Origin of the sequence: Methanosarcina sp. KYL-1, from assembly GCF_024372725.1 — an archaeon.
In the GTDB taxonomy this organism is placed as follows: domain Archaea; phylum Halobacteriota; class Methanosarcinia; order Methanosarcinales; family Methanosarcinaceae; genus Methanosarcina.
Map to the genome: position 1 here is coordinate 31,339 of NZ_VOUA01000033.1, position 13,813 is coordinate 45,151.

The 13,813-nt window shown below is 48.5% G+C and carries 13 protein-coding genes; 9 read left to right on the forward strand and 4 right to left on the reverse strand.

Annotation, left to right across the window (positions count from 1 at the left end):
* Window positions 1-309: 309 nt before the first annotated feature.
* Together FTO70_RS15950 and FTO70_RS15955 are read right to left on the reverse strand one after the other, a co-directional pair.
* The gene (locus tag FTO70_RS15950) at window positions 310-414 is read right to left on the reverse strand and encodes a MetS family NSS transporter small subunit (RefSeq protein ID WP_255336758.1); all 105 of its coding nucleotides are present in this window, start codon (window positions 412-414) and stop codon (window positions 310-312) included.
* Between the two features lies 1 nt (window position 415).
* Entirely contained in the window at window positions 416-1,888 is a 1,473-nt protein-coding gene (locus FTO70_RS15955) for a sodium-dependent transporter (protein ID WP_255336759.1), read from the reverse strand.
* Between the two features lie 515 nt (window positions 1,889-2,403).
* On the opposite strand from FTO70_RS15955, the gene FTO70_RS15960 reads away from it, so the two are divergent.
* Together FTO70_RS15960 and FTO70_RS15965 are read left to right on the forward strand one after the other, a co-directional pair.
* Window positions 2,404-3,984: a WD40 repeat domain-containing protein gene (locus FTO70_RS15960; protein ID WP_255336760.1), complete on the forward strand. Its 1,581-nt coding sequence runs from the start codon at window positions 2,404-2,406 to the stop codon at window positions 3,982-3,984.
* A gap of 370 nt (window positions 3,985-4,354) precedes the next feature.
* The gene (locus tag FTO70_RS15965; protein ID WP_255336761.1) at window positions 4,355-5,803 is read left to right on the forward strand and encodes a dicarboxylate/amino acid:cation symporter; all 1,449 of its coding nucleotides are present in this window, start codon (window positions 4,355-4,357) and stop codon (window positions 5,801-5,803) included.
* Between the two features lie 102 nt (window positions 5,804-5,905).
* Here FTO70_RS15965 and FTO70_RS15970 read toward each other — a convergent pair whose 3' ends face one another.
* Entirely contained in the window at window positions 5,906-6,538 is a 633-nt protein-coding gene (locus FTO70_RS15970) for a TatD family nuclease-associated radical SAM protein (RefSeq protein WP_255336762.1), read from the reverse strand.
* 278 nt (window positions 6,539-6,816) lie between these two features.
* Here FTO70_RS15970 and rpl7ae point away from each other — a divergent pair, with 278 nt between their 5' ends.
* From rpl7ae to FTO70_RS16000, 6 genes are all read left to right on the forward strand, one after another.
* Window positions 6,817-7,179: a 50S ribosomal protein L7Ae gene (rpl7ae, locus tag FTO70_RS15975; protein WP_255336763.1), complete on the forward strand. Its 363-nt coding sequence runs from the start codon at window positions 6,817-6,819 to the stop codon at window positions 7,177-7,179.
* Between the two features lie 32 nt (window positions 7,180-7,211).
* Window positions 7,212-7,430 carry a 30S ribosomal protein S28e gene (locus FTO70_RS15980; RefSeq protein ID WP_255336764.1) on the forward strand — a complete coding sequence of 73 codons (219 nt, stop codon included), beginning with the start codon at window positions 7,212-7,214 and terminating at the stop codon, window positions 7,428-7,430.
* Window positions 7,431-7,449: 19 nt separating this feature from the next.
* Window positions 7,450-7,638 (forward strand): 50S ribosomal protein L24e, encoded by a 189-nt coding sequence (locus tag FTO70_RS15985; RefSeq protein ID WP_255336765.1) that lies wholly within the window; start codon window positions 7,450-7,452, stop codon window positions 7,636-7,638.
* 51 nt (window positions 7,639-7,689) lie between these two features.
* Window positions 7,690-8,139, forward strand: coding sequence for a nucleoside-diphosphate kinase (gene ndk, locus FTO70_RS15990; RefSeq protein WP_255336766.1), 450 nt, complete (start codon window positions 7,690-7,692; stop codon window positions 8,137-8,139).
* A gap of 153 nt (window positions 8,140-8,292) precedes the next feature.
* A complete protein-coding gene (gene infB, locus FTO70_RS15995; protein ID WP_255336767.1) occupies window positions 8,293-10,068 on the forward strand; it encodes a translation initiation factor IF-2 in 1,776 nt (591 codons plus the stop codon).
* Window positions 10,069-10,240: 172 nt separating this feature from the next.
* Complete coding sequence (locus tag FTO70_RS16000; protein ID WP_255336768.1) at window positions 10,241-10,657, forward strand: 30S ribosomal protein S6e; 417 nt, start codon at window positions 10,241-10,243, stop codon at window positions 10,655-10,657.
* A gap of 168 nt (window positions 10,658-10,825) precedes the next feature.
* Here FTO70_RS16000 and FTO70_RS16005 read toward each other — a convergent pair whose 3' ends face one another.
* Window positions 10,826-12,622, reverse strand: coding sequence for an SLC13 family permease (locus FTO70_RS16005; protein WP_255336769.1), 1,797 nt, complete (start codon window positions 12,620-12,622; stop codon window positions 10,826-10,828).
* A 994-nt stretch (window positions 12,623-13,616) separates the two neighbouring features.
* Here FTO70_RS16005 and FTO70_RS16010 point away from each other — a divergent pair.
* The coding region (locus FTO70_RS16010; RefSeq protein WP_255336772.1) for a helix-turn-helix domain-containing protein at window positions 13,617-13,813 on the forward strand (197 nt) is incomplete at its 3' end.

Here is a 13,813-nt window from a genome sequence, read left to right on the forward strand (position 1 = left end):
TGCATTATCGTGAAAGTTCACAAAATTTATTATGTAATTGCAGTATCTTCTACACTACGATTTACCCATGCCGCCTGCTTATTTCTCCTTCTATATCCAGATATGCTGAAGTTCTAGTCGATATGAAGAGAACCTTCTGTTTCCAGCTGAAAAGGCGGAGGCTTAAGAAAGGGGGTTTTTAAATTACTAAAAAAGAAACTCAGGGCTTCAGAAATAAGTTATGGAAAAAAGCTAACAGAACAAGTTAAAAAACAGAAGGTTGTGGAAATAATCCCACAACTTCTTTTTACACTTTTTATTATTTCCTTTTCAGAGCATCTTCTTTCTCAGGGCTATGCTCAGGCAATAAGCAAGTCCTCCGTAAAGGAACACAAACCCGAAGACAGCCATTGCGATGCTGCCAGTGGACAGCATTTTACTCAACCTCCTTCTTGATCCGGGGCATGATGAAGGATATAATTATTCCTGCAACGAGCACGCCAACCCCTACCATGAGTGCGGCTATGTCATAGTCTCCGCCTCCGTAGGGCTCAACGATGTTGTTCCAGGTCTCCTGAGCCAGCAGGACAATAAGGACGAGGGGCAGGAATACTTTTGTGGCAATGTCCCACCAGCTTCCGGCCATGATGTCCGAGTAGGAGTTGACCCATTCCTTGATTTTGTCCCCGCCGTAGACCCAGCAGATTGCTACGGCTTCAAAGAGCCCGACCAGCAGGAGCCCGTAGTTGTTAACGAAATGGTCAATTATGTCCAGCCAGTAAAGCCCTCCTTTGGTTGCATAGATCAGGCTGCCTAAAAGGGCCATACCAATTGTAATGTCCACTGCCCGGCTCCTGCTCATTTCAAACTTATCCATCATGGCTGCAGCAAAGCCTTCGACGATGGAGATCAGGGAAGAGAGCGCCGCAACCAGGATGCTCAGGAAGAAAACCACTGCTGTAAGCGCTTTTAACCCCGGGAGCATGTTAAGGGCTTCGGGCAGGACCACGAATACAAGGCCTACGCCGCTTGCCACGACTTCCTGGATGCCTACACCTTTGGCTGCTGCCATGTACCCGAGGGTCCCAAAGACTGCAAAGCCCATGGTGAAACTGAAGGCGGCATCTGCAAGGCTAACGATAAAAGCGTTGTTTACGATATCGCTCTTATTCGGAAGGTAGCTTGAGTAGGTGATCATGATCGCCATCCCGAGGCTCAGGCTGAAGAATGCCTGCCCGTAGGCTGCGATCCAGATTTTCGGGTCGGTGAGCTTGCTGAAGTCCGGCTTAAGGTACCATTCGAGTCCTTCGAGGGAACCCACGAGGGTTACTCCCCGTAAGACTAATACGACGAGGAGAATCCAGAGGAGAGGCATGAAAATCTTGTTTGCCTTTTCGATTCCTCCCTGGACACCCTTCTTTTCAACGATCCAGACAATAGCCCATACAGCAAGCAGGCCTAGAAGAGCCTTGTAGGCAAAACCTCCCAGGACCCAGGGGGATTCCGAAATTTCGAGTACCTCTCCGAAGAGGAAACCGGCAGTATCCGTCCCCCAGCCCAGGGTGAAGGCATTTACCAGGTATGTCAGGCTCCAGCCCACGATGACCGCATAATACGTTGTGATGATGAAACCGGTCATGACTCCCAGCCAGCCGATCCATTCGAAACTTTTCTTTGCTCTTTTCAGGGACATGGGGGCCGAGCCCCGAAACTTACTTCCTAACCCGAATTCAAGGATCATCAGGGGGATACCTGCAGTTAAAATGGCTACAAAGTACGGAATCAGGAAGGCCCCTCCGCCGTTTTCGTATGCCATGTAACTGAATCTCCAGATGTTTCCGAGGCCCACAGCAGACCCTACCGCTGCGAGAATAAATCCAACTCTGGTGTTCCAAACTTCTCTTGCCATTAAACCACATCACTATTATAGCCCTTTATAGCCCGCACTCCGAGGTAGTAAGGTTGAGAGCTACACACTCCAGTAAGATAACTGCAATAAACCAGAATTAATGCAGGTTTTACCATAGTTACGTCAGCGTATCCTTATACTGCCACTCTCAGGGTGCGGGGTATAAGTTTTTCCTGTTTTTTCAGAATTTGCTGGTTTACTTATCATATGAAGTAAACACTCACATAAGTAAACACTCACATAAGTAAAAACTCACGTGAAGTAAAAACTCACGTGAAGTAAAAACTCCATGAAGTAAACACTCACATAAGTAAATTGTTTAATCACTGATTTTCAGTACTTTTATTGCTGATTTCCAGTACTATTTATTGTGATAATATATCTATAATTTAATTATTACTATTTTACATAATTATAATATGTAAAATAAATAAATACTGATCTCTCTAATCTTTTTTACCGTCCGTTTCCAACAATAAATTCATGTGTAATAAAGTCCTTCTTTATTAACTAATATGAAGCAGTCATCGGGAACAAGGGTATTTTTAGGGCTGGGCCTGCTTTTCTGCCTTCTTTCGGTTGCGGCAGCTTCAGACCCGGCGGTTTCGGATAATGAAGATGTAGATCTGTCTGAACTCGAAGCTTTTTACTTGCTCAGCAGATGTGAAACAGGTTGCATTGTCAATGCAGTTTCGCTCTCTTCAGGGGGGGATTATGTTGCTGCAGGATGTTTTGATCACAACGTTTCTTTTTTTGATTCTGGAGGGACAGAACTCTGGAATTATGTTACAGGAAACATTGTATATACTGTGTCTGTTTCTTCAGATGGATCTCGGGTTGCAGCCGGAAGTAATGATAATAAGGTGTACTTTTTCAACCGGGCCGGGGATTTGCTCTGGAATTACGATACAGGAGGCATCCTCAACAGCGTTAAGGTCTCTGCTTACGGTTCTTCCGTTGTGGCAGGGAATGAGGACGGCAGGGTTTACCTCTTTGATGGGAATGGAACCCTTCTCTGGAGTTTTGATTCCGGGGATGCGGTCCGGGATGTTGCAATTTCCAGGGACGGGGACTATGTGGCTGCTGGCACTTACAATCATTACGTCTATCTGTTTGACCGGGAAGGTAAAAAGGTCTGGGAGCGGAGGACCGGAAGCGTAATCAACAGTGTGAGCATGACTCCCGGGGCTTACTATGTTGCTGCCGGAGGTTCCAACAACAATGTATACCTCTTTGACCGGAAAATGGAGCAGAAAAAGGATTATTCCTGGATGAATGATCCGGGGGACTGGATAGGCAGTGTTTCTTTAACTTACAACGGCTCGCACATGGCTGCAGGAAGCTTTGACGATAAGGTCTACATGTTCAACCGCAGCGGGGCAAAACTCTGGGAGTACGGGACCGGAGGGGACGTATACAGTGTTTCCGCTTCTCCTGACACTTCATATATTGCCGCAGGAAGCTGGGACCACACTTTCTATATCCTGAGTATGGAAGGAGAAGAACTCTGGAAATACACAACCCTCGGAAAAATAAACAGTGTTTCCGTTTCCCGGGACAGTTCAACCGTAGCCGCAGGAAGTGACGACGGGACCGTGTATATCTTCAGCCGGAACGCCACAGCCTTTGCGCTGCTCCTCGGAGATGACCGTTTCCTTCCTGAGGAAGTCCCGGTAAACGATGGGAAAGCTCAGGTGGAAGAATCAGACCAGGAGTTAAACGACGCCACGGTAATTACTGGAGGAGTTGAAAACAATGTAGTTTCTTCCTCTCCTGCCTCAGAGGTTTCCGGAGAGGGACAGTCTCCCGAAGCTTCCGGTTCTGAGTATTCGGATTCCGAGGGCGCGGGTCCTGAGGAAAGCTCTTCCGGAGTCCTGAGGTTGCTAAGCTCTTTAAAACTTCCTCTTGCCATATTCCTGGCATTCTCAGTTGGTTCAGTCCTTGTTATTAAAAAGGTCAAAAACAAAAAACAGGAAGAATATGAGGACCTTGAGAATTTCGAGGATTTTGAAAATGAAGAATATTCACGGGATAGTGAAGAAGCTTTTGAAGGCGAGGATTTCTTCGAAAATGACGATTCCCTTGAAAACAAATGATGAAGGGGCTCGATGGCCTATTTTCAGGCTTTTCTCGAGTTATCCTCCTCTCATTTTTTTACCGCACGGCAGTAGAGTCTTTTTACTTACGGTACAACTTTATCCGTGTACATCTTTATACATTGTATCTGCACTTCAGGGTATAACGTTTTTATCATTTCAAATTCAAATTTATTACAGCCGATCCGGCTGCCTGGTCAGGTCCGTGTTTTCCTGAACTTATTTTCAGGAAGCCTGTGTTAAGCCCTTTAAGCCTTTCAGGTTTCATTGTGGGTCTCCCACCTCATAGTGCTAAGGGTCACAGAACTGTGCCACGAGCTGCTATCGGCCCTTTTTGCAAGATTGGAGGCTCCGGAGAAATTGATTTACCATGTTTGGAATTGACAAAAAACCCAATCATGTGGAACGCATCCATCCCCGTCCCCTTAAACAGCTCAGCTACCAGCTTCAGGATATTTTAAAGAAAAGGCTCTGGCTCCAGATCATGGTCGGCATGGTGCTGGGGATTGCCCTGGGGCTGCTGCTAGGGCCCTTTGGGGGAATACTGGATGAAAAAACAGCATATGCCCTGGGAGAATGGCTTTCCCTTCCCGGGTATATTTTCCTCAGGCTCCTGCAGATGATCGTGGTGCCCCTAATCTTTGCCTCCATCATCCGGGGGATTGCCGGAGGTTCGGATGTCGAACAGCTCCGAAAGGTAGGGTTGAGAATCCTGGGCTACTTTTTGTTTACCACCAGCATTGCGATCTGCATAGGGCTGGGACTTTCCCTTTTTATCAAACCGGGGCTTTACATCAGCGGGGACCTTGTCCAGAGCACTCTGGGCAGCTCTCCGGTTGTTCCGGCAGCTAACGAATCTTCCATTCCCGCTCCTACTCTCAGCAACGTGCCCCTCCTTATAGGGGACCTTGTCCCTAAAAATCCCCTTGTTTCCATGGTAAATGGGGAGATGCTCCAGGTAGTGATTTTCTCCGTGATCGTGGGAGTAGCTCTCGTGTCCATGCTCCCGGCCCAGGCAAAGCCCCTCCTTGACCTGATGGGTTCGATCCAGGAGGTGTGCATGACCGTTGTGAAATGGAGCATGCTGATAGCCCCGGTTGCCGTCTTCGGGCTGCTTGCGAACTTCACCATTAAATTGGGAGTCGGGACCCTCGTGGGCATGGCAATGTATGTGGGGACCGTGCTCCTTGGGCTTTTGCTCCTGCTCTTATTTTACCTTCTCATCGTAACTTTTGTTTCCAGGCGCAACCCCCTCTCTTTTTTAAAAGATGTGAGGGAGGTCATGCTGCTTGCCTTTTCCACTTCCAGTTCTGCGGCTGTCATGCCCATGTCCATAAAAACCGCTGACGAAAAAGTGGGTGTAAGGCCTTCTATCTCCCATTTCATAATCCCCCTCGGGGCAACCGTAAACATGGACGGGACTGCGCTCTATCAGGCAATAGCAGCTGTTTTCCTTGCCCAGGTTTTCGGGGTTGAGCTAGGGATCGGGGCCCTGGTTCTGATCATGGTCACCACTGTCGGGGCATCTATAGGGACCCCCTCGACTCCTGGGGTAGGAATAGTGATCCTTTCTTTGATCCTGGGCAGTGTCGGAATCCCGACAGCAGGGATAGCCCTGATAATCGGGGTGGACCGGATCCTGGACATGAGCCGGACTGCAATCAACGTTACGGGAGACCTTGTTGCCTGCACCGTGATGGACAGGTGGGTGGGAGGCAAACTGAGCGCTGAAGCCGAACTTGCCAGGGAGTCCAGAAGAGACCTCCGGAGGAAAAAGAGCGGGGAAGATGTCCTCGTGGATGAAAACACGGGGCGCTGAGGCCTGGAGTTTTTCAACCTTTTTAAAGGCTGAAAATCTTTTTTAAGGTAAAAATTCTTATTAAAGGCTGAAAACTTTCCTGCGCCCTTTCAGTTCCGGGGGTCAAGCCCGGGGATCTTTTTTATTTTTCTTGCTTGCGGCTTCCGAGAGCTTTCTTACATGGAAGTCCGAGTCAAGTTCTGCTGCAAGCTTCCTGCACTTTTCCACATCTATTTCTGGCAGTTCTACCACTGTCACCCTGGTAGGGATTCCGGCTTTTCGGGCTTCCCGGACAAAATCAAGTACTGCTCTGTAAGCATTTTTATGGGCAGGCCTGCAGAGCCTGTTATACGTTTCTTCGGATTCGGCGTTCAGGCTGACAGAGATGGAATCGATCCCGGCCCTTTTCAGTTCCGTGATAACGTCTTTTTTGGGATGGATCAGGGAAGCGTGCCCGTTAGTATCAAGCCTGACCTTCAACTCACGTTTTTTAAGCCAGTGGGTCACTTCAAGGAGCACATCCAGGCGGAGGGTGGGCTCTCCAAGGCCGGTGAACACAATTTCCCTGTACTTCGAAAGGTCAAGTTTTTCAAGGGCTTCTATGATCTCTTCTACTGAGGGTTCTTTTGACAGTCTCAGGTCGTAGCCGTATACCCCTGTTGCGAAGTTGCGGATGCAGAAAACGCAGTCTGCAGTGCAGCGGTTCGTAAGGTTCAGGTACAGGTTCCCGTGGGCTTTATAGTAGATGGTATCCATATGCGTTCATTTTCCGGGTTTTGTATTGATTTATTTTCCTGTTTTTGGGGTGTCAGCCGCTTTTCCAAGCAGAAAGTTTATAGGCAATTATGTACTTCTAAGGTTCTGCCTGCAGCATTTAGCTAGCAGTATCTATGTTTCGATTAATTTACTTTCCGCATTGAAGTATTTCAAGTTCTCTTTTTGGAATTTGATTTTTCGATGCGACTCAATATATGTTTAAAACCTATGATTGATGAAAAATTGCGGCATTCGCAATTTCGAAGGAGATCTATTACATGGCACAATTTGTTAAATTCGATGTTCCAGAAGAACTCGCAAACAAGGCACTTGAAGCTCTTGAGCTTGCCAGAGACACAGGAAAGATCAAAAAGGGCACCAACGAGGCTACAAAAGCAATCGAAAGAGGCAGCGCAAAGCTTGTCCTGATTGCAGAAGACATCGAGCCTGCTGAGATTGTTGCTCACATTGCCCCCCTTTCCGAAGAAAAGAAAGCACCTTACATCTTTATCAAGAACCAGAAGGAACTCGGTGCAGCCAGCGGACTTGGTGTGTCCTGCGCAACTGTGGCAATCGTCGATGCGGGAAAGGCAGCTGAAATCGTTCAGGACATTGCCCAGAAGATCGAAGCGCTCAAATAAGCTCGAGCAGCTAAATATATGAGGTGCTGATTATGGCTGAAGAAGGTATGGGCGGCTTTGCTGCAGAGGTTATTGATGTTATCGGGAACACCGGCATGCATGGAGAAGCCAGCCAGATCCAGTGCCGGGTTCTGGAAGGGCGGGACAAGGGCCGCGTCATCACAAGGAACTGTGTGGGCCCTGTCCGGATTGGCGACATCTTTATGCTCCTTGAGACATCAAGAGAAGCCAAGAAACTGACCACAAGGTAAAGCGGTACGGTGAGAGAGAATGGAACAGAGAAAATGCTATTTTTGCGGGGAGATGCTTGAGCCCGGAACCGGTAAGCTCTACGTCAAAAAGGATGGGTCTACCTACCACATGTGCTCTTCCAAATGCATAAGCAACTTCAAGCTGGGTAGGCTTCCCAGGCGTACCGTATGGACTGAGAAAGGCAGAATCCAGTTGAAGAAGGCATAAGCCAGGCAAAATCAAGCCGGCTGAAGAACAAAAGGCATAAAAGGTGTGCACATGGAACAGACATACGTTATGGTAAAGCCTGACGGAGTCCAGCGCGGGCTGGTAGGAGAGGTAGTTTCCAGAATTGAGAAACGGGGGCTGAAAATCGTTGCCCTTAGGATGAACGTAATCAGTGACGCCGCTGCAAAGGAGCACTATGCTGAACATGCAGCCAGGCCATTCTTCCCCTCCCTTATCGGGTTTATCACTTCCGGCCCTTCGGTCTCTATGGTCGTTGCCGGAAAAGATGCAATAAAGGTAATGAGGGCTGTAAACGGGGCTACAAACCCTGTGGATGCCGCTCCAGGAACTGTCCGCGGAGACTTCGCTCTGGATGTAGGCAGGAACGTAGTTCACGCCTCCGATTCTCCGGAAGCTGCAGCAAGGGAAATTGCAATCCACTTCAAGGACTCTGAAATTGCAGCCTACTCCAGGATCGACGAGGTCTGTCTGTACGAATAAAGCAGGTGCATCAAAGCCTTTTCGTGTCCCGGCATTTCGGGCACGACTTCAGGCCTTTACCTATCCGGTACCTGCAAAATGGTCCTTCCGGGAATCTCCCGGGCCCTTCTGGACCTGCAACAAGTAAGACGCGGGAATGAGAGAGGTTTGTATATGACCGACAAGAAAAACCTGAGGACTCCCATCGTCTGTGTGATGGGGCATGTCGACCACGGAAAAACCACTCTGCTGGACAAGATCAGAGGTACTGCGATTGTCAGCGGAGAAGCCGGGGCCATCACCCAGCACATAGGGGCAACTGAAGTCCCGATAGACGTGATTGTCAACAAACTCGGAGACCCAAGGCTCCGGGAACGTTTCCTCGTGCCCGGACTGCTCTTTATTGACACTCCGGGGCATCATGCTTTTACAACACTGCGGAGCAGGGGAGGCGCCCTTGCCGACCTTGCGATTGTGGTCGTGGACATAAACGAAGGCTTCAAGCCCCAGACTTACGAGAGCCTGCAGATCTTAAAACGGTTCAAAACTCCTTTTGTCGTAGTAGCCAACAAGATCGACAGGATCGGCGGCTGGGTCTCGCAAAAAGACCTGCCTTTTGCTGTAACTTTCAAAAAACAGAACGAACAGGTCCAGTCCCGGCTTGAAACGAAGCTCTATGAGGTTATCGGGGAGCTTTACAACCAGGGCTTTGCAGCAGAACGCTACGACAGGGTTACGAACTTCCAGAAAACCCTGGGTGTTGTGCCTGTAAGTGCTTTTACAGGAGAAGGTATTCCTGATGTCCTGATGGTGCTGCTCGGGCTGGCCCAGAAGTTCCTTGAGGCAAACCTGCAGTACAGTGCAACCGGCCCTGGGGTCGGGACTGTCCTGGAGGTCAAGGAAGAAAAAGGCCTGGGCTCAACTCTTGACATTATCCTCTACGACGGTGTGTTGAAGAAAGGGGATACGGTCGTTATCGGAAGTCTGGGCGAGCCTATCCAGACCAAGGTAAGGGCCCTGTTAAAACCCAGGGAACTTTCCGAGATCCGTTACGAAAGCAAGTTCCAGCAGGTCAACAAGGTTACTGCCGCAGTTGGTGTGAAGATTTCGGCTCCCGGCCTGGAAGGGGCCCTTGCAGGCTCTCCCATAAGGGTTGCTGCGGAAGATACGGTTGAAGAAATCGTCAAGCAGGTAAAGTCCGAGATCGAAGAAGTCAGGATTGATACGGGTTCCGTAGGGGTTATGATAAAAGCAGATACCCTTGGTTCCTTAGAAGCCCTTGTCCATGAGTTCCAGAAAGATGAGGTCCCTATCAGGAAAGCTGAGGTGGGAGACATTTCCCACAGGGATGCGGTCGAGGCTTCTACAGTTGAAGACCCTCTCTACTCGGTACTTATCGGTTTCAGTGTTAAAATCCACCCTGACGCTAGAGATTTCCTGCAGGAAAGTAACGTGAAGGTGTTCACGAGTGACGTGATCTACCGCCTGGTCGAGGACTACCAGAAATACGTTAAAGAACAGCAGGAAAAGGCTGAAAAGAAGATTTTCGAAACCATCATCCGCCCGGGCAGGTTCAAGATCCTTCCGGGATGCGTATTCCGCCAGAGCAAGCCCGCGGTTGTCGGGGTAAGGGTTCTCGGTGGGGTCGTTCGGACAAATGCCGACGTTATGCTTGAAAACGGGACTGTCGTGGGCAAGATTAAGGGCCTTCAGTCCGAAGGGGAAAACATTCCCACTGCCAAAGCAGGTAAGGAAGTTGCAATGGCAATTGACAGCGTAACCGTAGGCAGGCAGGTCAAAGAGGAAGACGTACTCTATATCAACGTGCCTGAAAGGCATGCCAAAGTCCTTGAGCACGAAATCTACGAGTCCCTTTCCGGGGACGAAAAGGAAACCCTGGATTCGTTCCTTACGATAAAACGCAGGGACAATCCTTTCTGGGCAAAATAATGCGACATGCAATCAAACTAATGCTGACGGGTAAACAATACCTTGGTTATAATGCGGTTATAATGCATAGGCGTGCAGAATACTGCCGGGCAATGCAGGTAAGGATTCAGGTAAATAAGGCAAGGTAAGGCAAGGAAATTATCAGATAAATTTGATCTTTGGAGGATTTTACATGGCAAATTTCAAAGTTGTAGTCTCTGACCCAAAAGAGGCACGTGCTTACCAGATCGATGTAAAGGATGCTGGAGCAAACGCATTAATCGGAAAAGCAATCGGGGATGTTGTGGACGGCGCCATTTTCGGACTCGCCGGGTACAAGGTCCAGATCACCGGCGGCTGTGACGGCAGCGGTTTCGTAATGCGCCCGGACCTTCCGGGCCCCAGGAGACAGAGGATCCTGGCTGCCGTAGGTGTCGGTTACACCCCCAAATCAAACGGGCAGCGCAGAAGAAAGATGATGCGCGGCAAGGAAATTGCTCCGGACATCGTCCAGGTCAACGCCAAGGTCGTTGAGTACGGAAGCAAGTCCATCAGGGCTCTCCTCGGTCTCGAAGTCGAAGAAGCCCCCGCTGAAGCTGCAGCAGAGTGAACCGAACACGGTTCGAAATATTAGGTTAAGCAAGTAAAAGAGTGATTTTCAGGTCACTCTTATTTTTCCCTTTTTTATTCAGAATTTGTTTTTTTAGAACTTGTTTTTTTAGAACTTGTTTTTTTAGAACTTGTTTTTTCAGAACTTGTTTTTTCAGAACTTGTTTTTTCAGAACTCGTATATGAGTGGGGTTAGCAGGATTACGATAAGGCTCACCAGAATTGTGAGGGGCAGTCCCACTTTTATGTAGTCTCCTGTAGCGTATCCTCCGGGCCCGAAGACCATGAGGTTGGTCTGGTACCCGGCGGGGTTGAGGAACGAATAGCTTGTCCCTAGCATAAGGGCAACTGCGAATGGCATGAAGCTGCTACCGATGTCCCCTGCAATTGAAACCGTAATCGGGAACATGAAGGCTGCTGCTGCGGCATTTGTGATGACGTTTGTCATTATGATGCAGCTAACGAAGACTACCGTAAGTGCTACATACGGGTCGCTGCCCCCAAAGTCTGAGACCAGGCTGCCGATGACATCTGCAAGCCCGCTTTCCGTAACTGCCGCCTCAAACCCGACAGCGCATCCGAGCACCACGACCGTGTTCCATTCAATGCTCTTAGTCGCTCTCCTTATGCTCATGCACCCGGTAGCAAGCATCGCAAAGGTTGCCAGAAGCGCAGCGTTGAGGATCGTAAGCAGTCCGAGTGCAGCCGATGCAACCATTGCCGCCGTGATTGCAATTGCGGCGATAGCCCGGTCCGTCCTCTTTATACGGTACCCCCTCAGGCGCTTGATAAGAATAAACTCGGCTTCGTTCCGGTTGTGGTAGAAAAACGAGTCCTCGACCTCAAGCACGGCATTGTCCCCTGGCCTGATCCGCACCTTCCGGAGAGGGACTGCCGGAGGCTCTCCTCCCCGGGAAATTGCCACAATCGCTGCCTCGTAAGGTTCCCCGGTCTCCCGGCGTTCTTCAATGCTGCGCCCGACAGCTGAACTCTGGGGAGATACTACTACCTCCACAAGGCGGTGCCGGTACCGCTCGCCCTTCATCGGGGAAAGCGTGTTCAGCGGGGTAAGCCCTATGGTCGCCCAGAGTGCCGGAAGTCCTTCGGCATCAGTGGTGAAGGTCAGGATATCCCCCTGCCTTAGCACAAGGGCAGGTTCTATCGGGGGTTTTTCCTTCTCTCCCCGCCGAACCGAGTTCAGGGAATACCCCGTCGAGGCAGAAAAGCCGGCTTTTTCTATGTTCTTTCCTGCAAGGTAGGAATCCACATCGATAAAGAACTCAGCCCTGTAGAGGCGCCGTTTTGTCTCCTCCTTTTTTCCCTCACCATGCCCCGGAAGAAGTTTTGTGCCGATAAAGAGTAGGAAGACTATGCCGATGATAGCTGCAGGAAGTCCTACAACAGTCGGAATGAAGATCGTGATCCTTTCCATCACGGGCGCTCCCGGGTCATTTTTCGCGATCTGCTCGATTACGAGGCCCGCAACAATCAGGTTTGAAGAGGTGCCTATAAGGGTCGAAGCGCCCCCGAGTATGGAAGCGTAGCTTAAGGGGATGTAAAGTTTTGAAGAGTCGAGGCCTGTGTTCCTGGAAAGGTCGCGGATCACAGGGATCATCATGGCAACGAGCGGAGTGTTGTTAAGAAACGCACTCCCTAATGCCACGGGAGGGAGGATCTTGAGCTGACCTTTGAGCAGCGATTTTGGCATTCCCACAACACGGTCCGAAATCATCGTGATGGCCCCGGTGGAGTACATCCCCTCGGCAATCATGAAAAGTACGGCAACGGTCAGTACCCCCTGATTGGAAAAGCCTTTCAGTAACTCTTCTACCGGGGCAAGTCCGAACGTTATTGCGGCTGTGAGTGCTCCCAGGAAGATTACGTGCGCCGGCAGTTTGGAAAATAAGAGCATTGCAAAAGTAACTGCCAGAATCCCTGCTGTAATCCAGGCATCAGCTGTCATCATAATTTGCCCACCCCTTTATGAGACAATCTGTCTGCTGTAAGGCCCCGTCTTACCCCTCTGTTTATTTGCTCTCTGGTGCCATACCCAGCCATAATCCCTTTCAGAGTCCCTTTCATTAATCACGTCGATGGAGGCCGTCGCCATAAGAATGAACATCTTCTGCTCCGGTCAGGCAGATTAGGAGTCTCTAATTCTCTTTTCTATCTTGCCCGGAAGTGCTTCGGTTTTCCCCGTCTATGGAGAGGTTATTAATTTCACAAAAGATGTTTTCTGGATTTCCCCAATAGTCCTATTAATTATATTCTCTATATTATATTATTCTATTTTTTCCATTTTTCATCTATATTATATAAAACATCAAAAGAGTCTCAAATAGTTTTATCGATTTAAACAAAATCCTATGTTTTCTTATCCTTCTTTTCAGTCATCAGGATGTACTTTTTAGTTATTCCGATGCACTTTCATGGAAGTGTCTGTCTGCTTCGCAGCTGGTGAGCAAATGTACCTTAAAAGTCGATCTAATAAGGTTTTAGGGTAAACTGAAAGATAAAATTACAGTTGCTTTGTTCGGCTTTTTGTTTGGAGTAAATCAGTTTCACTGGTTAAACTGGAAGATAAAACAGGCAAGAACCGAAAAACGATAGCATGAATCTTTGTGAAAATTGAAAAGACATCTGCGGAAAGCGGGTTGAATAACAGGCTCAAATAAATGAAAGTACTTGAAGCACTTTCATGGCGAAGAAGGGGAGGTTACTCAGGAATTCTCCCGGGTGTGGCCTTAGATTTCATATCCGTATTTGATAGAATTTAGGAGCATTAAGGTCTAATCCCCGCTTTTTCAAAGGCGGGATACAGCCCGTCAACTCCAACAACGCAACTTTATTAACATATGTATAGTAACCATCTACATAAAATAATATGCCAGAGAAAGATTATTGGCTAGTATATTGATACCTAAAAGGTTGATACCTAAAAGGTGAACTGATTGTTGAAAGTGCTTCGGTATAGAATCTATCCTTCAAAGGCTCAAAAAACAATTATGACTAACACTCTTGAGCTTTGCAGGTGGACGTATAACGAAACACTCGCACTCAGGAAAAACGCATGGGAATTAGAACAAAAGAACATAGGTTACTATGATTCTAAGAAAATGATTCCAGAATGGAAAAAAGAAAAGCCCGAATTGAAAAT